The 22263-nt window shown below is 59.9% G+C and carries 21 protein-coding genes; 11 read left to right on the forward strand and 10 right to left on the reverse strand.

All coding sequences use genetic code 11. The features are described from left to right. The first annotated feature begins 155 nt into the window (after positions 1-155). From QNN99_RS14290 to QNN99_RS14300, 3 genes are all read left to right on the forward strand, one after another. Entirely contained in the window at positions 156-1106 is a 951-nt protein-coding gene (locus QNN99_RS14290) for a glycosyltransferase (RefSeq protein ID WP_229967243.1), read from the forward strand. Between the two features lie 96 nt (positions 1107-1202). Next, a complete protein-coding gene (locus QNN99_RS14295; RefSeq protein ID WP_229967244.1) occupies positions 1203-2438 on the forward strand; it encodes an O-antigen ligase family protein in 1236 nt (411 codons plus the stop codon). 197 nt (positions 2439-2635) lie between these two features. Continuing rightward, a complete protein-coding gene (locus tag QNN99_RS14300; RefSeq protein WP_269439229.1) occupies positions 2636-4795 on the forward strand; it encodes an acyltransferase family protein in 2160 nt (719 codons plus the stop codon). Between the two features lie 749 nt (positions 4796-5544). On the opposite strand, the gene QNN99_RS14305 is transcribed toward QNN99_RS14300, so the two are convergent. The 3 genes from QNN99_RS14305 to QNN99_RS14315 are packed head-to-tail and all read right to left on the reverse strand — an operon-like array spanning position 5545 to position 8652. Next, the gene (locus tag QNN99_RS14305) at positions 5545-6402 is read right to left on the reverse strand and encodes an ATP-grasp fold amidoligase family protein (RefSeq protein WP_229967247.1); all 858 of its coding nucleotides are present in this window, start codon (positions 6400-6402) and stop codon (positions 5545-5547) included. Next, the gene (locus tag QNN99_RS14310) at positions 6399-7670 is read right to left on the reverse strand and encodes a lipopolysaccharide biosynthesis protein (RefSeq protein ID WP_229967249.1); all 1272 of its coding nucleotides are present in this window, start codon (positions 7668-7670) and stop codon (positions 6399-6401) included. Before QNN99_RS14310 ends, QNN99_RS14305 begins: the two co-directional genes overlap by 4 nt. Continuing rightward, positions 7657-8652, reverse strand: a complete 996-nt coding sequence (locus QNN99_RS14315; protein ID WP_229967251.1) for a glycosyltransferase family 4 protein — start codon at positions 8650-8652, stop codon at positions 7657-7659. The genes QNN99_RS14310 and QNN99_RS14315 overlap by 14 nt, the downstream gene beginning before the upstream one ends. A 361-nt stretch (positions 8653-9013) precedes the next feature. Between QNN99_RS14315 and QNN99_RS14320 the strand changes: the two genes are divergently transcribed. Then, entirely contained in the window at positions 9014-9754 is a 741-nt protein-coding gene (locus QNN99_RS14320; protein WP_229967253.1) for a 7-cyano-7-deazaguanine synthase, read from the forward strand. 64 nt (positions 9755-9818) lie between these two features. Here the strand turns inward: QNN99_RS14320 and QNN99_RS14325 are convergent, their stop codons facing one another. Further along, entirely contained in the window at positions 9819-11492 is a 1674-nt protein-coding gene (locus tag QNN99_RS14325) for a sensor histidine kinase (protein WP_229967255.1), read from the reverse strand. A 118-nt stretch (positions 11493-11610) separates the two neighbouring features. Here QNN99_RS14325 and QNN99_RS14330 point away from each other — a divergent pair, with 118 nt between their 5' ends. Both QNN99_RS14330 and QNN99_RS14335 read left to right on the forward strand, forming a co-directional pair. Then, on the forward strand, positions 11611-12450 hold the full coding sequence (locus QNN99_RS14330) for a response regulator transcription factor (protein ID WP_229967257.1): 840 nt from the start codon (positions 11611-11613) through the stop codon (positions 12448-12450). A gap of 82 nt (positions 12451-12532) precedes the next feature. Then, entirely contained in the window at positions 12533-13258 is a 726-nt protein-coding gene (locus tag QNN99_RS14335) for an MBL fold metallo-hydrolase (protein ID WP_229967259.1), read from the forward strand. Between the two features lie 10 nt (positions 13259-13268). On the opposite strand, the gene QNN99_RS14340 is transcribed toward QNN99_RS14335, so the two are convergent. The 6 genes from QNN99_RS14340 to QNN99_RS14365 all read right to left on the reverse strand — a co-directional run bounded on the left by QNN99_RS14340 (position 13269) and on the right by QNN99_RS14365 (position 18428). Further along, on the reverse strand, positions 13269-14435 hold the full coding sequence (locus QNN99_RS14340) for an RNA polymerase sigma factor (RefSeq protein ID WP_229967261.1): 1167 nt from the start codon (positions 14433-14435) through the stop codon (positions 13269-13271). 7 nt (positions 14436-14442) lie between these two features. Further along, on the reverse strand, positions 14443-14850 hold the full coding sequence (locus tag QNN99_RS14345; protein WP_229967263.1) for a YciI family protein: 408 nt from the start codon (positions 14848-14850) through the stop codon (positions 14443-14445). 46 nt (positions 14851-14896) lie between these two features. After that, complete coding sequence (locus tag QNN99_RS14350; protein WP_229967265.1) at positions 14897-16627, reverse strand: sensor histidine kinase; 1731 nt, start codon at positions 16625-16627, stop codon at positions 14897-14899. A gap of 66 nt (positions 16628-16693) precedes the next feature. Next, entirely contained in the window at positions 16694-17056 is a 363-nt protein-coding gene (locus QNN99_RS14355) for a hypothetical protein (RefSeq protein WP_229967267.1), read from the reverse strand. A 245-nt stretch (positions 17057-17301) separates the two neighbouring features. Then, complete coding sequence (locus QNN99_RS14360) at positions 17302-17856, reverse strand: VanZ family protein (protein WP_229967269.1); 555 nt, start codon at positions 17854-17856, stop codon at positions 17302-17304. After that, positions 17853-18428 (reverse strand): arsenate reductase/protein-tyrosine-phosphatase family protein, encoded by a 576-nt coding sequence (locus QNN99_RS14365; RefSeq protein ID WP_229967271.1) that lies wholly within the window; start codon positions 18426-18428, stop codon positions 17853-17855. Before QNN99_RS14365 ends, QNN99_RS14360 begins: the two co-directional genes overlap by 4 nt. A gap of 294 nt (positions 18429-18722) precedes the next feature. Here QNN99_RS14365 and QNN99_RS14370 point away from each other — a divergent pair, with 294 nt between their 5' ends. The 5 genes from QNN99_RS14370 to QNN99_RS14390 all read left to right on the forward strand — a co-directional run bounded on the left by QNN99_RS14370 (position 18723) and on the right by QNN99_RS14390 (position 22239). After that, entirely contained in the window at positions 18723-19298 is a 576-nt protein-coding gene (locus QNN99_RS14370; RefSeq protein ID WP_229967273.1) for an alternate-type signal peptide domain-containing protein, read from the forward strand. Positions 19299-19386: 88 nt separating this feature from the next. Next, positions 19387-19935, forward strand: a complete 549-nt coding sequence (locus tag QNN99_RS14375; protein ID WP_229967275.1) for a hypothetical protein — start codon at positions 19387-19389, stop codon at positions 19933-19935. Between the two features lie 41 nt (positions 19936-19976). Continuing rightward, a complete protein-coding gene (locus QNN99_RS14380) occupies positions 19977-20741 on the forward strand; it encodes a signal peptidase I (protein ID WP_229967278.1) in 765 nt (254 codons plus the stop codon). Positions 20742-20779: 38 nt separating this feature from the next. Further along, the gene (locus QNN99_RS14385) at positions 20780-21649 is read left to right on the forward strand and encodes a hypothetical protein (RefSeq protein ID WP_229967280.1); all 870 of its coding nucleotides are present in this window, start codon (positions 20780-20782) and stop codon (positions 21647-21649) included. After that, a complete protein-coding gene (locus QNN99_RS14390) occupies positions 21646-22239 on the forward strand; it encodes a hypothetical protein (protein ID WP_229967281.1) in 594 nt (197 codons plus the stop codon). Before QNN99_RS14385 ends, QNN99_RS14390 begins: the two co-directional genes overlap by 4 nt. The last annotated feature ends 24 nt before the right edge of the window (positions 22240-22263 follow it).

Genomic DNA, 22263 nt, shown 5'->3' on the forward strand with positions numbered 1-22263 from the left:
TCGTTTGTCTCATCGACGGACAAAGTATTGAGACAAGGATGCATCTGAGGCGACTCCAGAGCCGGCCATCTTCGTTGGCTTTTGAGAATGTTTGCCTGTGTCGCCTATAGTGGATTCTTCGGCCAGTTGTGGCCAACAGTTAGGGGACAGCGTTCGTGGGGAAAAAAAGGGCTCGTGCCGTGCTGGCGGCCTCTACGGGAGGACATCTGGCGCAGTTGCACCGTTTGGCTCCTCAACTTGACATAGCTACAGACCCCCTCTGGGTCACTTTCGAAAATGAGCAATCAAAGTCGTTGTTGCAAGACGAAAAAAACGTACTTTATTTGCCCTATATAGCTTCCCGAGATTGGCGTGCTTCGGCCCAAGCCATGACCCCGCTAAAGCATGCATTTGCGGGCGGCAATTACGACATGATATTCAGCACAGGTGCAGCAATAGCGGTTCCGGCTATGCTTGCTGCTGCAAAGATTGGTATGCGTCGATACTATCTTGAGAGCGTATCGAGATTCGACGGACCATCCCTCTCAGGAAAAATAGTTGCGCAAATTCCGGGGACGCGGGTATATACGCAACATGCTGGTTGGGCGGGAAAGCGTTGGAAATTGGGCCCTTCTGTCCTGGACGATTACTCATTGACTCCAAAAACTATTCCCGCAAAAGAAACGCTAAAAATTTTTGTAACCCTAGGAACTATAAGGCCGTACCGTTTCGATCGCGCCGTTGACGCCATTGAAAGTGCCTTTGGTCAGCATGAGATCGTCTGGCAGCTTGGTGCTACTAATCGAACCGATGTTCGTGGATTTGCGACGGAAATGATGGACGCCACCCAGTTCGACACACAGGTTGAGTGCTCTGATGTCGTTATAACGCATTCAGGCGTCGGCTCAGCGATGCGGATCATGGACTTAGGCAAGACTCCCGTGATGGTCACCAGATTGAAGAAGTTCGGCGAACACGTCGACGACCACCAGGAACAGATCACTCGCGAGCTAACTCGGAGAGGCCTGGCGCATGAGTTGAACCTTGAAATTCCTTCGACGAGCACGTTGGAGGCTGCTATGGCTTTCGCTACCGCGTCTGGACGAGTCCCGTCGGACAGTTTCTAAAGGCGAGTTGTACCCCACGGTTGCTCGCGGTGATCCACCTCTCACCCCTTAGGTTTTTCCGCATCGGCCGGACTAGTATAAAGCGACTGGATCAAGATGACCCTGAATAAACGTACGAGTAGTAGGAGCAAGCTCCAATTCAGTGACGGTTTGACACTGGTGAACGAGCCTGAGGGGAAGCCGGACGCCTTAAGTACGCTTTTGCTTCTGTCCCTCTGGGGGAGCCTATGCGCATATATCGCTTCTTATAACAATTCTTCATCCTTGGCTAGCGTGCTTTCTCTAGGAACCTCGGCGTTCTTTGGTGGACTTGTCTTCTTTGTCGCCCTCTTTCAGATGAAATTCGCTGCAGTGCTGTCTGTTCTTATTGGCGTCCTACTCAGCATTAGCGCTATCCTATATTTCGCAGGGTCTGCCGGAGAAACAGGCGCCCTGGTACGGTATTGTATCTCTCTAAGTGCATTGGGCGTTTTTTCATTTGCGCGAGTCCCGGATTGCCGCGCGACCGTGGCAATTGGTGCGGCTGTAATTGTGGCCTACGCCGCATTTGTTGCTTTGACGGCTGGTCCCCTCAGCTATTCAGGGGTAGTCAGGTTTACCCCATTCTTCGCGGGTGAGACCGCTGTTCATAGTTCATCTCTTACCATGGTTGCCTTAGTAATAATCCTCTGGTGCTCCCCATGGCGAATGAAGGTTAGAATCCCTCTCTGCATTGTCGGGACAATCCTTATAATTGGTTATGGTGTTACGACTGCTCTACTTATGCTGGCTATTTTCTTTGCTGCTAGGACTTTTGAGCACTACAACATAAGCTTGAAATGGATTGGTCTCGTTGCAGCGATATTACTTCCTTTAGGTGCAGCCTGGCGCGACAGTACACAGGTGGAGGGTGGTGACGTCGAGTCATTAGGAGTCGGTTCGCTTGGGTCTGGTCGTCTAGCTGCGTGGTTGGAACGTATTGAGATATTCATTCAAAGCGACATAGTAACGAAGGCTATCGGAGGTGGCGCGTACAGCGACTATCGCACTACTTCCCTTTGGTGGTGGAGCGAGAAGAGCGCCCACTCGGATGCAATGACCATCTTGATGGAGTTTGGACTCCTCGGAGTTGTAACTGTCGTGTGTTACTTCTGTTTTGTTTATCGGACCATAAATAACGTGGGTCGAGCGGTCTTGTTGGCCATTCTGGCTGGCATGGTACTGAGCAATGTCGTACTGGACCGACCGACAGTTGCTATGGTCTGGGGATTCGCTATCTACTGTGCCACGAGACACGGCGACAGGATTGATAGTCCTGGTCGCGAAACAGGACAGAATCAAGTCATAGCTTGACTCAAACCATCTCAGAACTACGAATTTATTGGGCGGCTAGGATAAACGTAGGCGAACGCTTAGGCTCCGCCGCAACCGTGACCACACAGTTGTTATTTTGCCCGTACTTTTTGTAACAATGTCCACCGTTTTGGAAGTTTGCTGGCACCGCCCCGGTGCGAATCTGTTATTTGGTTTGCCTCAACCGTTTGGAAGATATGTCCCATTTTGCAGTTGTTCGCAGGCATAAGCCCCATCAGTCCCATAATGTACTGACGAGTCCATCCTTCCGGCCGGACATTCAGGGTCTCCGAGCGTTTGCGGTCGTTGTCGTTATCTTGGACCATCTATTACAGTGGCCGGCCGGCGGCTTTATCGGTGTTGATATTTTTTTTGTAGTATCAGGTTTCCTGATTACGGGTCAACTGATTCGTCAGTATGAGTCCACCGGCCGGATCTCGTTGAAAGACTTTTATCTCCGCCGTATCAAGAGGATCTTGCCTGCATCCTTACTCGTGTTAATAGTCACTGTTATTGCAGCCAAGCTGATCTTTAACGCGAGCCGTTCGGCCGAAACGCTTATTGACGGCTTCTGGGCGGCCTTGTTTTCAGCAAATTGGCGTTTTGCTTTCGCTGGGACAGATTATTTCCAGGCAGATGGGCCCGTTTCCCCCCTGCAGCATTACTGGTCGTTGTCCGTCGAGGAACAGTTCTATTTTGTTTGGCCATGGATCATGGTTGCTTCGTTTTTTGTCTTTCTCCGGGGTGATCGGAGGCGAAACCCCCGCTCCGTGCGTCTGGTGGTCGGTACCTCCATTGTGTTGCTGTCGGCGTTGTCATTCGCGTGGGCCTTACACGAGACTCAGTCGAGTCCGGGCATCGCATATTTTTCAACCCTCTCGCGTGCCTGGGAGCTTGGTGTCGGTGCTTTTCTGGCTGTGCTCATGCCACAACTTGCTAACATCCCGCATAAGTACCGAACGCCCCTAGCTCGGTCCGCAGCTCTTGGCCTGTTGCTTTCGGTTTTTGTTATTAGCTCGGCAAGTTCCTTTCCGGCACCAGCTGCCTTATTTCCTGTAGTCTGCACGGCGGTGCTGATCGCAGCTGGTACCGGGAGCGTGCCTCATAGCGGTCTTTTTGTCTTTACTAACAGGGTAAGCGGCTACCTCGGTAATATATCCTTCTCTCTATACCTTTGGCACTTTCCAGTAATCGTCTTTATGTTGCAGATTTTGGACGAGGGGAGTACCTATTACGCGCTGAGTATAGTCCTTATGTTGTTTTGCGCTGTCTCCTGTTATCATCTGGTCGAGGACCCTTTGCGGAAACCAAACTGGCGGAAGCGTTGCATTGGCGTCCTTCAGCATCCATCCACTATGAGTAAAAATTTCGTGCACTCTGTGTTTGGATTTATCTGTGTTCTCACAGTTGCACTCGTGACTTTCGTACTTGTATTTCCACCACATGTAGTTTCCGCTTCGGACAATCATTTTGTTCCAAGAACCGCGATTAGTGAGGCCCGCGTTGAGGAGGAGTTACCAGCAGGCATATCGGCTTTGCAGGCAGAGCTCTCAACCGCTTTACAGGCAGATTCTTGGCCCATATTGGAACCGACCATGGACGAAGCGATCAACTCAGCTCAGGCACCAAGTCCGATAGCCTCCTGTGGCGATCCTGGCCCAATAAGTCTGGAAGACTGCTTTCTAGGCCCTGTCGATGCTTCACACGTAGCGATCGTGATGGGTGACTCTATAGCCCTGACGATGGCGAATCCTATTCAGAAAGCGCTCGGCAACGACTGGAAAGTTATCAGCTACGGCATGTATGGGTGCTCTTTTTCTTCCGTTGTTGTTGACAATCCAGACCCTGCTATCACGGAGGGTTGCGCTGAACGTAACGAGGAAAGTGTTCGAACAGTTCATGATTTGAAGCCCGAGGCTGTTTTTATCGCAAATAGCTACGCCCCGAGGACAAAACTAGGGGCAGACGCTCCCATGTCGCCTAGTCAGTGGTCAGACACAGTTCGAGAGGCTGCAACTTCCTTGACTACTGACGTGGACAATATTATATTCGTAGCTGCTCCTCCCTCTGATAAAGATCCGAAGGAATGTTATAACCGGGTAGGTTCTCCCTCGGATTGCGTTTCTTCTATTCCGAGTTCATGGTCGGAGACATTTAGTTCTGAGTCTCGAATGGCGACGGCGAATAATTGGGCCTTCATAGATAGCCGCTCTCTGTACTGTGTTGATCGTGCTTGCCCAGCATTCGCCGGAGGTGTGGCAACGAAATCTGACAGAGCGCATATAACTATTGAGTACGGCGAGATGATCGCACCCGCTTTGCGTGAGCTAATGCCGGCTTCAGTAGGCGGGAAGTGAGTGTCGACTGTGTGGTGTAACGGGTCAAAGGCGCTTATCCATGGCATGCAGCGTGGTGCCGGTCTACGCGTAGCATTTGAGGGCGTCGCGATTGGCTAGCAAAAGTGCAAATCGCCGTGTCTCCGGGCAGATACAGGTGAGGATCGTAAGGGCTAGGGGAAACCATCAAGCCCATGCCACTGTGATCCCCACTAGACAGCGAGTGTGCCTGACGAAACTCATTGTCTATCCGGTGACCGCGACTCGGAGTCCTGGGTGCTTCGGTGATCACCGGTACAGAGCGAAAACTGGCCAGTAGATACCGGTAGCGAGCGTCAGGTCTGGGTGGCTTCGGCTGAACCGCTGTTTGGCGGATCAGCAGCCCTGCGGAGCGGAGACGGTGGGCCATCATCCCATACCGCACTTCGCGTCCACTTGGTCCGGCCGTCCTGAGGACAAAGTCATTGCCCTCACCGCATGCTCGGGCTTCGTACCCAGACCATGCCACGGCCGGTCGGCCGGGCAAACGCTTTGGCCACGAACGTCAGAACCAGAGCCCGTCAATGGGACATCATGAAAGCCGGCCTGGGCTGTTCTAAGACAGCCACGGTGTGCCTACTAGAAGCGATTATCCTGTCCGCTGCCCTGCGCATAGACCCAGATGTCTCTATTCGCAGAGGAAGCTGAACGTGCCGGTCGAAGCTCCCTAGCACGCTCAGCGCACGCTCAGCAACCGTGTGGTTTTAATTAGGGCAGGAGGGATGCCGACGTCATACCGAGGGCAAGGTCCAAAAGTCGCCCAGAATCTTGTCTATTTCTTTAGGACGATAAGGCTTTGCGCCCCCGGCAGGATAAGGAGTCATCTCACCAAACCAAATGTCCCCAGCGTGTCGGTAGAGATCCACGCGCATAAAATCATAACCAGAAGCAATCTCGGATGCTATCTTGATCATCTCGTCAAGGTTCGAGGGGCGAGTCTCGATAGGCCCCAAGGGAATGCTGTTGTGATAGAGAAGCGGTTCCCAATCTGGGGAGTACATGCGGCGGGTTGGGCTGCCGAAACGGTTGATATCGACGTGAATCAATTTTACCTTTCCATCGAACACGTAAAACTTGTAGTCCGGAAGGGGGGATGAACCATCGCCGATCATCTCTTCAAGAATATACTTTTTATCTGCATGACAGTATGCCCACTCGCCGAGAACACTGTAATTGAAGTCCTTCAGCCATCCCTTGGTCCTTCGTTTTATGTCGGGGACATCTAGCGCTACTTCTCGGCCAATAATTACCTGGCCGCTACTATGATTTGGCTTCAAGATCCAAGGAACGCTGACGTCATGCTGATCAAGCTCAGCGAGGTCGCGTCCGTGCCACAGTGTTTTAGGTATCAGAACAGACGTACCAATAGAAGAAACGTACTCCTTCATTTTGACCTTATCGCACGTGAAGGCAATGGAATCACGTCGATCGAACACTATTCTCCAGTTAATTTTTTCAGAAAACAAAACCGGCATCCGAAGGTTCGGAAGGCGGCCGTATGCGCGGAAATAGATAAGCCTTCTCTTCACCGGGATCGGAAAGAATCTCAGGGCTTGGTAAAAGGTTTGTCTTGCAACTTTTTTAATCATACGACTTCCTCAAGTATTTTGGGTGACACTTGTGCAGTTGTTCTGAACAAGCGACTGGTTATGATGGCGAGAACTATACCCCGGGCAAGTTCTGCGGAAAGAACAAAAATAGCCATATGCTCGGCTTGCCCGTCGAAGAAAAAGATTCCGTAAACAAAAGTGATGGCAGCTTGAGTGGCTGCAATCATCCAAAAGGACCTAGTTGAGTTAGCCATTGCTAAGACTCCGTGGCACAAACCTGTTATGGCATTAATGCACGCCGCAATGCTAAGAATTACCGCTGTGGCCCACGCGCCTGAATACTCATTTCCCAACAATGAATCGGCTCTATCGGCTCCAATAACGAGAAGACCAGCCAATATGAGAAGCGCAGGAATTAGCCCGAGAACTGCAGACGATGCAAGTTCGCGCAATAGCTGTTTTGTTTGGCCTCGGTCTATCAGTCCTTTGACGCGGGGAAAGAGTACTGCTGTCGCGGATGCTGACGCCAAGGTCGCAGCCGAATGAACCCTCTGGCCTATTTCGAAGGACGCCGCTTGGGAGATTGATGAGGCGCCTACGAACATTATTGGCGCACGAGAAGCCAAGACGCTCAGGCCGGATCCAACGCCCAGCGGAGCGACGTCCTTCCACTCCTTCGATGTCAGAGTGCGCAACTTTCCAGGGTGTCGCCAATCGCGACGCAAGATGAAGAACATGACAATCGAAATCATAACGATGGATGTGCACTGTCCAACGATGAATAAATGTGGCGCCCATGCCCAGGTCGTGAGCAGGAAGACGATCGCGAGAAGGGGTAATGCAATGGCGTCGAGAGTCTGCCCCAGCATCAGTTGGCCCCGTGCACGGAGCTGGCAGGACCAAAGGCGCTGTACGGCCGAAGCAAGCAGCACCACAGGCAGCGCTATAGCCAGGTCGCGCTCCAACTTTTCAAAATGTGCTAACCAAAGCCCGCCACTGAGGGCCACTAAGATTAAGGGAAGTAATATTTTGACTAGGCTCAGGACAATACTCTTACACCGAAGACCAAATTCTGGTTGCGATTTGTCCCATAGGGACGGTAGCTCGCGGAGGATGTAAAGGTCGAGGCCTAATGTCCCACCGACTCTTGCGATGACCGCGGCGCTCCAGAGAATTGCGTTCTGCCCTACGTCACCAATAGGGAAGAGTGCAACGGCAAGTGCAACTAATACCAGCTGAAGAGCCGCACCGGAAACTCGCACGATGAGTACTCCTATGCCACGAGTAAAGACGCTATTTAGTCTCATGGCGCCACAGTTCAGTTATTGCTTTTGCCATGCGATCGCTCGAATAACTTTTACTCCAATTGGTTCGTCCATTCGAACCGAGTTTCAGGGCTTTCTCGAAATCACAAAGGGCAAGCATCGTCTTGGCTAGGGCTCCTGCATCTCTTGGTGGCACCAGGTGCCCGTCGATTCCTTCCCGAACTACCTCGGGAATTCCGCCGACGTCAGTGGCTATAACCGCCGTCGAAACAGACATAGCTTCCAAGACCGTCAGCGGCATGTTCTCGAAGTGTGACGGTAGAACAACCGCCCATGCCTCTGACATCGTGGTAAGCGTTTCACTGTTAGTCAGCCAACCCAATTGGATAACATTAGGTGGGGCATCGTTCAATAGAGCCTCTACTTCGTTGTCGGCAGAGCCGCCTATGACGATGAGCTTGGCTTCAGACGATTTGGATAACTCTTGGAATGCCCTCATAAGCTCCGGTACACCTTTTGGTACGCTCAATCTCCCAGCATAAACGAATGTAGGAATTAGTGACTTGCGGGAGGAGCCGGTTCCATCGATATTGGGCTTCGCTGTTCCGTTCGGGATCACCGAAATCTGCTCTGAACTGACACCAAGGATTTCCATAACAAAGTGGCTCCAGCTAGGAGTCAGAGCGATCACTCTGGATGAGCCCTGGAAATATAAACGAACTAGTCGTGCCCGACGATGGCTCAGTGAGCTAATAAAACCTGGGTAGCCGCCACCATGAAGATGTATCACATATGGAATACCAAGTCCCCGCGCGACGCCAGCAATTATTATGTTGCGATACGTGCTCCCGCGAGAAGCGGTGTTCAAATGGACCACGTCCGGGTGGCCGAATGCCATCCATGACATGGTTTTGAAGAAGGAACCGACATTTAGTCGCCCAGTTGAGGCGTCCTTGCCGAGCGGATTCAGAAATCTGGTTTCAATCTCGCCCTGCTCCTCACACCAAGCCCTTATCAGCGTCATAACTTGGGCTATGCCGCCCGCAGACCCGGGAGGGTCACCAACTATTAAGACTTTCAAGTTCTCTTCTCCCTGGCATTGGCACCGCATCCGGGAGGTCATCCGCCCTGCCGTCAGACGTCGCCACTCATCGTAATTCCGCAGGCGTATAGGACGGCAGAAGAAACTCCACTATTCATCCCGTATCCCAGCTTAGAGCCAGCATCCTCAGCACACCAAATAGCCGGTCAGATTTTCGTTCTCGAAGCGTGTGAAACCACCCTGTAACACTTGCGATCGTGCACTGAAAAAGGATTTCAGTGGTCCTGTTGATACTGTCTTATGAGTAGTAGTACACGCTCGATTTAGTAGACATGAGGTTTACATGGAACAGTCTCCCGTCAACACGCTTTGGACTTCGGGCTGGGACTCTACCTACCGTATTGCAGATCTGGTCTTGAAACAGCGGATTCCAGTCTCGCCGTGGTATGTGATGGATGAGAACCGTCGATCAACGGCAGTAGAGCTTCGCACACTAGCTGGGTTACGAGAACTCATCGCGAGCAAGGACTCCGAAGCTGGGGAACTGCTTGGGCCCCTAGTAGTCCGTCGAAGGAAGGACATTCCCACAGATTCCACGATTACGGAAAAATACGACACGTTGTTTGCCCGCGGGTACCTCGGCAAGCAGTATGAATGGCTTGCCCGCCTGGCGTCGGCTGAAAATGTGGAGTTCGAGCTCGGGCTAAAGGCTGATGATCGGCCGACGAAAATGCTTATGGACTATATCGTTCCGGTAGAAGGCCCGGGCCTTTATACGCTCGGCCAAGATGTCGGCGATGAGCCCCTTCGGCTCTTCGAGAGGTTCTTTTTCCCAATTTTGGACATGACGAAGGCTGACATGATGGCGAACGCCCGTGAGTACGGTTTCCTGGATGTGTTGAATGAAACATGGTTCTGTCACTGTCCGACCCTTTCTGGCAAGGCCTGTGGCTGGTGTGCTCCGTGTGAGCATGCGCGAGAAGAGGGATTCGGTTGGCGGGTACCGAAGGCAACCGCAGTTCGCCGACTCGAATTTCTGGCACAGAAAGTAATTTGGAAAGGCCGCTTGGCTTTTACCCGCTGAGTTCATTGCACGGTGCGTCACAAGATCCCGGTCCCCGTATGTTGTCCGCTGGCAGGGCCGCTAGTTACGGGGGAGAATTGCTCAGCGGCAGCTCCACCCGAAACGCCGTCCCCACACCCAACTCCGACTCGAAGGAAATCTTCCCGCTGTGGGCCTCCACAATGGACTTGGTGATCACCAGTCCGAGGCCCACGCCGGGGATGGCGGCCTTTTTGACCTGACCGGTGCGGAAGAACTTGGTGAAGACCTCCAGCTGATCGTCCGGGCTCATGCCCATGCCGTTGTCCGCGACCTCCAGCACCACCGTGCCCGGCTCGGCCCAGGCTCGGACGGTGACTTTTCCGCCGTCGGGGGAGTACTTGATGGCGTTGGAGAGCAGGTTGTCCAGCACCTGCAGGATTCGGCCGGAATCCACCCGCACCGGCAAGGAATCGGGAACGTCGCAAAGCAGCCGGATGCCGGCAACCTCGGCCCGCGTTGCCGCGGAGTCCAGGCTCGTGTGCACCAGCTCGGCAAGATCGGCGTCGGCCTCCGTCAGGGCGATGATGCCCGAGGCCGTGGTCAGCAGATCCGAGACCAGAGTGAGCAGCCGCTCGGCGTTGCGCTGGGCCACCAGCAGGCCGGTGCGGACGGGACCTTTCAGTTGCTGCTCGTCAGCGTCGTCGAGCGCGAGGTCGAGGTAGCCGATGATCGAGGTCAGGGGAGTGCGCAGCTCGTGCGAGACGCTGGAGACAAAGTCCTCCTTTGCGTTCAGCGCATTGACCACGTCGGTGACGTCGCTGTAGGCGAGCACCGACCCGGCAAACGTGCCGTGATCGCGCAGTGCGCGGGCGCAGACGGCCAGCGCACGTTGGCTTTTGCCGGTTCCCACCCAGACGATGACGTCGGAGAAGGACTCTTCCCGCATCGCTCGCTGGGTCGGGCGCTGGGCATGGGGTAACTTCGTGACCTGGTCCAGTCCAAAGATCAGGGCACCGCCGCCCGGATCCCTGTCGCCGCCCAGACCCGCCAGGGCATGGTTGATCCGCTGCCGGCTGTTCATCAGAATGGTCCGGCCCGTGGCGTCCAGGGCCATGACGCCGACATCGACGGTTTCCAGCACGCCGTTGAGCAGCTGCGAGTGAACCCTGCTTTCCTGCAGGCTGCCCTGCAAGCTGTTCTCGGCGGCGAGCAGCCTCGTGTGCTGAGCGGTGGTGTCCTGCTCCACCACCACAACGGTGCAAAAGATCCCCAGCATGACAAACGGAATCAGCATCGGGCTGGCCAAATCCCTGAGCGAGGTTTGGCCGGCGGCAACCAGCGGCGCCCACACCACCAGCAGGGTGCCGGAAAAACTCAGCAGCCCGGCGATCCAGCGCGAGGTGCCTGACCACGCCAGCCAAAACACCGGATACACGCACAGCAGGCTTAAACCGGTGACAGCTGTCCTTCCGCCGTTATAGAGGCAGCAGATCACGGCGAAGTCCAGCAGGGGAATTACCCAGTAGGCGGGATGGAACAGCCGTTGCCAGGGAACGAGCAGGCAGGCGGAGGAGGCCGCGGCCAGCAGCACCAGGCCCAGTTGAAAATAATCCTCGCGGAACGTTTGCGGACTCACAGCTGCGACCAGGGGCAGTGCGATGAGGACGGTGAGCAGCAGCGGCAATTGGCTCAGTGCAACGCGCAGGCGCAGCGATAATTCATGAAATTCGCGGCGAATACCCATCAGTGCCAAGACGCGGCGCTCGAATGTTGACAAAAAAGGGACCCCCGGAATCCTCATAGCTATAGCAGTGATTATAGGGGGAGGCTGTAGTATATCTGCGTAGGGGAGCGGGTTATCAAAAGGTCTCGCAGGACGGAAAAATCAGCCAAAAATGGATACACAACGCGTTGCAGTCATCATCGAAGACGATAAAGATATCCGCGATCTATTAAATGCGGTATTGCAGCAGTCCGGATTCAAGGTATTCACCAGTCCCAACGGGGCCGAAGGCGTGGAAGCAGTCCGCACGCACAATCCCACGGTGGTCACCCTGGACCTCGGCCTGCCGGACATTGACGGCTTTGAAGTGATCCGCCAGCTGCGCCTGTTTTCCGACGCGTATATTGTCATGCTGACCGCCCGCGCCGAGGAGCTCGACACCCTCATGGGTCTGGAGGCCGGCGCCGACGACTACATCACCAAACCCTTCCGCCCGCGCGAGCTGCGCGCCCGCATCTCCGCGATGCTGCGCCGCCCCCGTACCAGCGACGAAAACGCCGACATGGCTCCCGACCCCGCGGTCCCGGAAGCGGCTGTCGTCGGTTCCGCTGCTTCGACGACGACGGCCATCACCGACACCGCCCCCGCCGCCGCGGCGCCCGCCGTTCCCGAGGCCAAGGAGGCCGGGCACTTTCAGCACAACGGCCTGAGCCTGGACTTCGGCACCCGGACCACCGAAATTGACGGCGTAGCGGTGGAACTGACCCGCACCGAGTTTGAACTGCTCCATGCCGTCCTGGAGAGCGGCCGCCGGGTCCGCACCAAAACCGACCTGGTGCGCCGGCTGCGCGGCGACGAATACGACGCCGGCGGCTTCATCAGCGAAGCCGACGAACGCACCGTCGAGGTCCACGTGGGCAACGTCCGCCGCAAGCTCGGCGACGACTCCCGCTCGCCGCGCTGGGTGGAAACGGTCCGCGGCGTCGGATACCGGCTGGCACCGGCCCGCTAAGCCTGCAACGCTTGCCGCCGAAACCCGGCAGCGCTTAGATGAGACCCGACGGAAACCCGCGTCTCACCTCTAAGGAGCTCCGATGAAGCTCGCCCCGCACCTGCACCGCATCGGCAATGACATTGTGGCGGCCTACCTCATCGACACCGACGACGGCGTCACCGTCATCGATGCCGGACTCCCCGGACACTGGCCGGAGCTGCTCGACGAACTGAAAACCATGGGCCGGACTCCCGGGGACATCCGCGGCCTGGTGCTCACCCACGGCGACAGCGACCACATCGGTTTCGCTGAGAAGCTGCGCCGCGAGTACGGCGTCCCCGTCTTCGTCCATGCCGCCGACGCCGAGCGCGCCCGCGGCGGCGACAAGCCGAAACCGGCGATGGGGCCAAGAAAGCTCGGCCCCATGCTGGGTTTCCTGGCCTACGGATTGCGCAAAAAAGGCTGGCGCACCGCCTCCCTCACCGAGGTCACCGAAGTGGCCGACGGCGACGTGCTGCCGCTGCCCGGCTCACCGCGGATCATCGCGATGCCGGGCCACTCACCGGGCAGCGTCGCCGTGCACGTGCCGGCAGCCGACGCCGTCTTCGTGGGCGACGCGCTCACCACCCGGCATGTGCTGACCGGCCGCACCGGCCTGCAGCCGGCACCCTTCACCGACGACCCGGACCAGGCCCTGGAATCCCTCGGCCGGCTCGCCGACGTCGACGCCGTCTGGGTGCTGCCCGGACACGGTCCACCGTGGCGGGGGAATCCGGGCACGGTCCAGGAGACAGTGCGCCAAGCCGGGGCCGGCGCCGGGACCTGACGCCGCGCCGTCAGGTCCCGCGCAGCTCAGCATTCAGCCGCGCCGCCTGCAGCGTCAGATGGTCGCGCTCCGGCACATTCGGCGCCGCACGTGCAGCGGCGGCGTAGAGCCGCGCCGCCGCCGCCGGGTCGCCGTCGCGCTCGGTCAGGTACGCCAGCGCGGCGGTGTGCCGGGGGAGCCCGGGATCCAGCGCGGCCAGGGCCGCCAGCCCGGCGCGCGGCCCGTCCGCCTCGCCGACGGCGACCGCGCGGTTGAGCCGGGCCACCGGACTGCCGGTGAGCCGCACCAGCTCGTCGTACCACTCCACGATCTGCGGCCAGTCGGTCTCCCCGGCCGTGCGGGCGTCGGCGTGCAGCGCGGCAATCGCTGCCTGCCCCTGATACTCGCCCAGCCGGTCGCGGGCCAGCGCCCGCTGCAGCACGTCCACGCCCTCGGTGATCAGCGCGGTGTCCCAGCGGCTGCGGTCCTGCTCGGTCAGCGGAATCAGGGCGCCGCGGGGACCGGTCCGCGCGGAACGCCGGGCGGCATGGAGCAGCATCAGCGCCAGCAGCCCGCTCACCTCGGGATGATCGATGCCGGCGGCCAGCCGGCGGGTCAGCCGGATGGCTTCGGCGGCCAGATCCACGTCCCCGGAGTAGCCCTCGTTGAACACCAGATACAGCACCCGCAGCACGGTGCCCACGTCACCGGGGGAGTCGAAGCGGCGCCCGGCGAGCAGGCGCTTGGCCCGGCTGATCCGCTGCGCCATGGTGGCGTCTCCCACCAGATAGGCGGCGGCGATCTGCCGTGTGGTCAGCCCGCCGACGGCGCGGAGCGTGAGCGCCACCGCCGAGGACGCACTGAGCGAGGGATGCGCGCACAGGAAGTACAGCTGCAGCGTGTCGTCACCGGTTCCGGCCGGCCCGGGGGCGGGCTCGGCCCGCACCCGCAGCTCGCGCTGCCGGCGCGAGTCCTCGGCGCGCACGGCGTCGAGGAACTTGCGCCAGGCCACGGTGACCAGCCACGCCTTCGGATCCCGCGGCGGCTGCTCCGGCCACTTCCGCAGCGCCTCCACGAGGGCCTCCTGCACCGCGTCCTCCGCCGCCGCGAAGTCGGCTCCGCGGCGGACGACGACGGCGATCACCTGCGGGATCAGCGCCCGCAGCAGCACCTCGTTCGGGACGGCGGCGTCAGCCACGACGGGCTCATTCCGTAACGGTCAGCGGCGGGCTGAGGAAGGGCCGGACCTCGATCCACTCGTAGATCGGCTGGCCCGCCGGACCCGGAGCCGCGGACAGTTCCCCGGCCAGCTCGACCGCGCGGTCGTAGCTGTCGACGTCGAGCACCATCCACCCGGCGATCAGGTCCTTGGTCTCCGCGAACGGACCGTCGGTAACCGGCGGACGGCCCTCGCCGTCGTACCGGACAAACGTGCCCTCCGGCGACAACGCCTGCCCGTCGAGGTACTCGCCGGTTTCCGTCAGCCGGTCCGCGAAGTCCTGCATGTACTGCATGTGGGCGGAGATTTCCTCCGGCGTCCACTGGTCCATCGGCGCATCATTGAGCGCTGCCGGGCCGCCGCGGTAGTGCTTGAGCAATAGGTACTTGGCCATGGCGGTTTCTCCTTGGTTTGGTGCGACACAGCCATTGTGGCTGCATTCACTCCAAGGACGAAGCTGTTTTGGCGATCTCGACATCCGGCGCGAAGGTGCCGGCCGGCGGCTGCGGCTGCGGAATCGCGACGGTGAAGGTGGACCCGCGGCCGGGCTCACTGCACAGCGAGATGGTGCCGCCGTGGGCTTCGACAATGTTCTTGGTGATGGCCAGGCCCAGGCCCGCGCCCGGAATGCCGGCCCGGCGCACGGCACCGGTGCGGAAGAACTTGGTGAACAGCTCCCTCTGGTCGGCGTCGTCCATGCCCATGCCCGTGTCCTGAACCTGCAGGAACGCGCGGCCGGGCTCGGTCCAGACCCGCACGGTGACGGTGCCGCCGTCGGGCGAATACTTGATGGCGTTGGAGAGCAGGTTGTCCATCACCTGCGCGAGCCGTCCCGGATCCCCGTGGACGGTCAGCCCCGGCGCATGTTCGGCGGCGAGGACGACGCCGCCTGCGGCAGCCCGGGGCGAGGCCGACCGCAGGCCGGCGCTGATCCCCGCATCCACCGAGAAGGGGCGCGGATCCAGGGCCACGCTGCCCGAGGCCGCCGTCAGCAGGTCCGAAACCAGGCTCAGCAGGCGTTCACTGTTGCGCAGTGAGACGTCCAGCGCCTGCGGAATGGTTCCGGTGAGCCCGGTGTCCTCGGCCTCCGCCTGCGCCAGGTCCAGGTACCCGATGATCGAGGTCAGCGGAGTGCGCAGCTCGTGGGAGACGTTGGAAACAAAATCGTCCTTGGCCCGGAGGGCATCGGCCAGGGCGGTGATGTCGTTGAAGGTGATGACGGCGCCGTTGAACCCGTTCTCGTTGCGCAGGATGCGCGCCGAACAGGACAGGGCCATCTGGTGGCCGGCGGGACCGGACCAGATCAGCACGTCCTGGAACGACTCGCCCTTCATCGCCCGGCCGACCGGCCGCTCGTCCGGGGCCAGCGCGGTGGTGCGGTCGGCGCCGAAGAAGAGCAGGTCCTGCTCCTGGGTGTGTTTCATGCCGGCGGGCCGGACGCGGTCATCCAGCACCTGCATCCGGGCATTCTTGTGCACCGCCGACCCGTTGGCGCCGACCACCAGCACGCCGACGTCGATCGCGTTCAGGACGACGTCGAGCAGCTCGGAGCGTTCGGTGCTCTCGGCCAGCGCTTTTTCCAGCAGCTCGTCCTTGTGCGCCAGTGCCGCCTGCTGGGCGGCCATGTCCTGCCGCACCAGGGTGACGGTCACGGCGACGGCCAGGGTGACCAGCGGTCCCAGGATCGGTGCGGCCAGGCGCTGCCCGGTGATGGGTATCTCTGAGACAAAGGCCGGATACCAGACGATGATGAGCGGCCCGACGAAGCTCAGCACGCGGGCGCCCACAGTGGAGACGCGGGACCAGGCCATCCAGAACACGGGAAAGACGGAGAGCAGATAAACGCCGAGGGCCAGGCCCTGACTGCCGTTGTACAGGAAGCCGATGGCCACGAAGTCCATCAGCGGCAGGATCCAGTAGGTCGGATACCAGAAGCGGTTCCACGGAACGACGGCGGCGGCCACGGTGATCAGGAGCAGCAGCACGAGGCCGGTTTGGAACGCCGGCCGGTGCAGGACTTCGGGAAGCAGCAACGCGTAGATGGCGCAGAGCAGGATGACGGTGATCACCAGGGGACCGTGGGCAATCTTGATCCGCTGGTTCAGCGACAGCTCGTAGAACTCCGTCTGCAGGCCCAGGGAGGACAGTACGCGTGTGGCGAGCCGTGACATCGTTGGTGAATTTCTCCCTGGTAAGCGAACTGCCGTCACCTCAGGGTACCGGCGCCGGCCTGCGATCTAGTCCAGGGACGCGAGCAGGCAGGCCATGGTTTCCCGGCCGCAGGCGGCGATCACGCCGAGCATGGAAGCGAGGTCCACGGCACCGGAACGGACGAGGCACTGCTGGGCGGCGGAAGCCAGGGCGGCGAGGCGCATCGCTCCGGCCATCTCGCTGGAGATCTTGATGCTGAGCACCACGTCCATGGCGGCGGCGTCGTCGGCCCCCGTCACGGCGCGGTGCAGGCGCTCATAGCGGGATTCCCAGAGGGCGACGTAATTGCCGACAAACTCGCGGCACGAGGCCGGGCCCACGGCATCGGTGAGGTCGAGCAGCTGTTCGCGGGCGATCAGGTCGGGGCCGTGCTCGGCGGTGGCGATCATCGCCGGGAACCGGGAGTCGGCCGCGACGGGACGACGGACGCGGATGCCAGTGGAACCATGGGGGACCTCCGCTCGGTGGGGCCGCGCTGGAGGCGGCGGTGCTGGGTGATGGGACTTGATGTTAAGAGAATGCCAGCGTTAGCTCAGGAACTGCCCCCGGGAAAACGCAAGATCGGGACAAGATTCTGCGTCCCGGTATTTACCTCCCTGTTTACCTCCCCGCGAGATGGCAGTAAGCGCAGTTCTCAGCGCTCAGACGAGGACTTACTGCCATCTCGGCGGGAGGTACTGCGGCGGGAGCGCCAGGCGTAGACAACGATGCAGCCCAGGGCAGCGCCGAGCGAGTTGGCGGTGACGTCGTAAATCATGGCGAAGCGGTTGGGCAGCAGCAGGGCCTGGGTGGCTTCAATCAGGCAGGAGGCCACGATGCCGCCGGCGGCGGCCCACCAGATCCGCCGTTCGGGCAGCCAGGCGGCGGCGAGCAGGCCAAAGGGCACAAAGAGCAGGACATTGGCCTGATTCTCGACGAAGGAGTAATTGACCCAGCCGGGCACCCCGAGTCCATGCAGCTTGCGCAGCACGGCCGCGAGCGTTCCGGCGGAGCCCTGGTCCACCGGGGAGGGCCAGAACACGATCAGCGCCAGCACCCCTATATAGAGGAGGAAGAGAGCAGCCAGCGTCCGGCGCTGCCGGACTCTGCGGGACGGGCGCGGCGGCGACGGCGAGGGCTGGGGCGGCGGCGAGGGCTGCGGAGGCGGTGGAGGCGGCGGCGGGAACGGCGCGGGTCGGCTGTCCGTCACCGGTGCCGGCGTTCCCAGGACAGCAGCGTGTTCACGGCGGGGGCGAGCTCGTGGACCATCTGCTGGTACACCTCTTCGCTGCGGCGGTAGGGGTCGACGACGTCGTCCTCCTCCGGGCCCACCGGGTTGGCGGAGCGCAGCCGCAGCGCCCGCGACAGGGCCGCCGTCCAGCGTTGGGAGGCGTCGACGTCGTGCTGTCCGTCCACCTGGGGCAGTAGCCGGGCCAGCTCGCGCAGGGTAAAGGTGCGGCGCAGCAGACCGGGCGCTAGTTCCACCACTTTGCTGCGGTGCGCCCGGCTCAGCGCCAGGATGAGGTCCTGGCCGGCCAGGATGTTGGTGCTGAGCTGGCGGGAGGCGAAGTTGGTGGAGTCCCCGCCGAAGACGTTCACGAAACCGGCGACGTGCGGTTCGATGCCCGAGCCCACCAGCGCGCCGGTGCCGGCGCTCGCCACCTCGAACTCTCCGGGGGCCATGGCGTCGAAGCCGGCCTGGAGCAGGCGCTCGGCCATGGGGGAGCGGCAGATGTTGCCGGTGCAGACGGTCAGGATGCGGAACGGGGTGTTGGTGGTCATGTCCTCGGGCTTCGGATCGTGCTGGTTTGAGACTGGTTCGGTGCTCTTGTGGTGCTTTGTGCGTGCTATTCGGCGCGCGAACGGCCGTTTTTCGGATGACTCCGCGGCTCATTGCGCTGTTGTTGAGGTTACCTTGTGCGGCCCTTGAGCTTTGGCCAAACGTTGCTAGAACCCTGCGGGAAGACGGCGTTGTTTCTTGAGGACGGAGCGGCAAAGTAATACCCAGCGGCAAGGAAAACCTTCCTAGGCCGAAAAGTTTCAAGCACAACGAACAAGGGGAACACAATGAACAAGATGGCTAAAGGCGCACTGGCAATCGGTCTCGGCTCTGCACTGCTGCTCGGCGGCGGCGGAACCCTGGCAGTCTGGAACCAGACGCAGGCAGCCAATGCCGGTCAGATCGCAGCCGGTGACCTGGAACTGACCACCCAGCCCGGTGTGTGGAAGAACGCCTACGGCACTGTGGTGGACCTGGATCCGACCAACGCTGTCACGGACTACAAGGTGGTTCCCGGTGATGTCCTCACCTACAGCCAGACCATGGACGTCACGCTGGTCGGCGACCTGATGAAGGCCAAACTCTCCATCCAGAACATCCCCTCCAGCACCTTCGTGGACCAGAACATCACGGTCGAAAACGTGGTCGTCAAGGACGCTGCAGGTAAAGACCTGAAGGACGCCATCATCGAGTCGAGCAAGGAAACGCCCACCCAGAAGGTAACCGCCTCAGCGAAGTTCACCTTCAAGCAGGACACGGACCTGCGCAGCAGCGTCAAGGCGCTGGCCGACTTCAAGAACATCTCCTACAAGCTGGACCAGCAGGTTCTGCCGGCGCCGACCGCCTCAGCCACGCCCGCTCCCACCAACTAACACCGGCTAACGCCACCTTGTTCTAACCCCTGGCTGTGCGCGGTGCACACGCTCCGCGCACAGCCTGTTCCCCCTGGAGATGAATTCCGTGAAGAGTCTTCGAGCACTGAAAGCGGCCGGTCTGATTTTTGCCGCCGTGGTGCTTGGCCTCATGACGGTCCAGGGAAGCTACGCACTGTGGAACGCAGCAGCACCGTCCAACGCCGGCACCATCCAGGCAGCGGACTTCAGCATCCTGATCAACGGTGCGGACATGACCACAACGCCCATTGATTTTGCGGCCGGGCAGCTCACACGCGGCGGCAAGCCGGCTGTCAAATACTTTGAGGTCACGAACAACGTCAACGTCACGGCAAATTCCCCGCTGAAGCTTCAGGCCAGCCTGACCGGCCTGGGCGCGGTCAACGGCTTCGGCGGCCATCTGACGGTCAAAGCAGCAGCAGTTACAGCAGGAACAAACTGTGACCTGGTGGGAGCCGGTTCGTATTCAACGGCCCCGAAAATGCCGATACTCGCAAAGAGCATCCCGCAGGGAATCTGTCTGAAAGCGGAACTCAGCGGAACCACACCGGCGGAATACCTGGGGCGGAACTTCAGTATGCAGCCGGCCCTGGTAGTAGCCCAGCTGCCCGTTTGAGCAGCCCAGTAGCACCAACGATCAACAGGACAGGAAGAACCATGAGCGGTCGCAGGAAAGCGGAAGTCAAAGCCAGCCCCCTGAGCTTCATCGGCACCTGTGTCAGCTACATCGCGCTTTGCCTCGCAACCCTGGCTGCCCTCGCCCTGGTTGTCGTTCCGATGCTCACCGGCTCACAGACCTACAGCGTCCTCACCAGCTCCATGGCCCCGAAGTACGCACCGGGAACCTTCCTCGTGGTCAAGCCCATTCCCTTCGAGGAATTGCGCATCGGCGACGTCATCACCTACCAGATTGAATCCGGCTCTCCCGCCGTCATCACCCACCGCATCACCGCCATCAGCGCGGAGCAGAGTGGAGAAACGGTTTTCACCACCAAGGGCGACAACAACGACGTTGAAGACGAACTGCCCGTGCGTGAAATCCAGGTCAAGGGAAAGCTCTTCTACGCGGTCCCGTTTGTCGGCTTCATTGCCAACGGCCTGGGCAACTCCGACCGCGGTGCGATTGCCCAATGGGGCGCCTTTGCCCTGATGGGATACGGAGTGGTTGCTCTGGTCCGCGGTGCCCTGGCCAAGAAGCGCAATAACGACGACGGCGGGTCCACGGAAGGCCCGACCGAGCAGGGACCCGACGACGACACAATCTTCCCCAGCTTCGGTTCTTCCACTGACAGCGGCTCCGATTTCCTCGAGCACGGCGATCCCATCCTGACGGACTGTGACGGCTGTGACCACGACCATTCTCGCGAGAACACCTCAACCCGCCACCGTGTCGAAACTCGAAAGCACGCCACCGTCTCATGAACCGGTCCACAGCATCCACGAGGGGACGGAGCCGGCGATTGATCGGCGCATCGGCCGTCGGTGCTGTTGCTGTAGCCGTTTCCCTGGCCGGAGCGCCCGGCGCTTTCGCGGCCGATGACTATCTCGAATTCAGTCTCGACGGTGTGACGTATTCACGGACGATGACTGGCCCTATCTTCAAGGAAGCGTTTCAATACGTACCTGGGGCCTCGGCTGGTGCCACCATCTGGATTCGCAACAACAGCGATGAACCTGCACGCCTGTCCTCGGCTGCCGTCATGGTTCGTTCCGACCCACAGCTCGACCGGCAGCTGGGCCTGACGGCCGGACTGGCAGCGGCCCCCGGGGACCGGGTTGCCTTGGGCTCCCAGGGCAGCTGCACCGACGTCCCGCAGGTGCGGGACCTTGCATCCGGAGAGCAACTTAACCTGAGCCTTGTCGTCGATCTTTCCGCCGATGCCCCGAACGACACCATGAACCGCACGGCTGATTTCGACGTGGTTTTCCTCCTGGAATCCAAAGATGCTGCACCCCGCCAAGCCTGTGCTGCTCTGAGCGGTCCGATCCAGCCGCCCGCCGAATCGGAAGCACATCCAGGCAACCCTGCCCCAACGGGCACAGCCGCGTCCACCTCGGAACTGGTGGCTCTTTCCGCGATATCGGGACCCCGTCTTGCAACAACCACCAACAGCGTTTTCCCGGCTGCGCTGCCGGAACGCCCCGCTTACGTGCGCCAGCCTCAGGCTGTTGTCCCGCCCCAACAGCAGCCCCCGGCCGGAATCGTACCTGCTGGTTTCCAGAGCACTGTGGAGCCAATCATCCGGTCGCTCTCGGGTACGCTCCTGATAGGTATGTCGGTGGTTTTCTGCGCCGCAGTTGTTCTTCGTGTACGAAAAAGGCAGGCATGAATAAGAAGCAGGTGGGGGCTGCACCGGCCGAGGAAAATCTGCCCGAAGCTGGGCTGGGTTGGTTCGCCCGGCTCCGAGTCCAGCCGGGTTTCCGAACGGCCGCCATTGCTTTCATTTTGACAGTGGTGCTGGGGCTCGGCGGGACCGCTGCGTACGCGTGGTGGAGTCAGAGCCGTGCGGTGAGCATTGTCGGGACGACAGGCTATGCCCTTCCCGTTCCGTCAGCCGCCCGCTGTGTCACAGCTTCGCCCAACCGAGTGGAGTGGAGCCCCGCTGCGGGTGTTGATCCCGAGGCGAAGTACATTCTGACCTTCCAGTCGAGGGGCCAATCGGTCTCGTACGCTGTTCCGCTGGCGTCATCAAGCGTGGAACCCTCCAACCTGCCAGCGCTTCGTGAGGAATTCGGGGCGACCTTCACCGCCCGTTTTCCACTAACAGTCACGATGAGGACCGCCATTGTTGTGACGGAAGGCAGAGGTATCACCCGAATTGGGGACGATGTAGTGGCGAGGTCCCTCAAGTCTGAAGTCAGTACACCACTGCAGATGTTCTACTCGACGACTCTCTGGACCAACTATCCCTGTTCCTGAGCCCGTGCAGCCTTCGGCTGGCAC

This window comes from Arthrobacter sp. zg.Y820, from assembly GCF_030125555.1.
GTDB lineage: Bacteria > Actinomycetota > Actinomycetes > Actinomycetales > Micrococcaceae > Arthrobacter_B.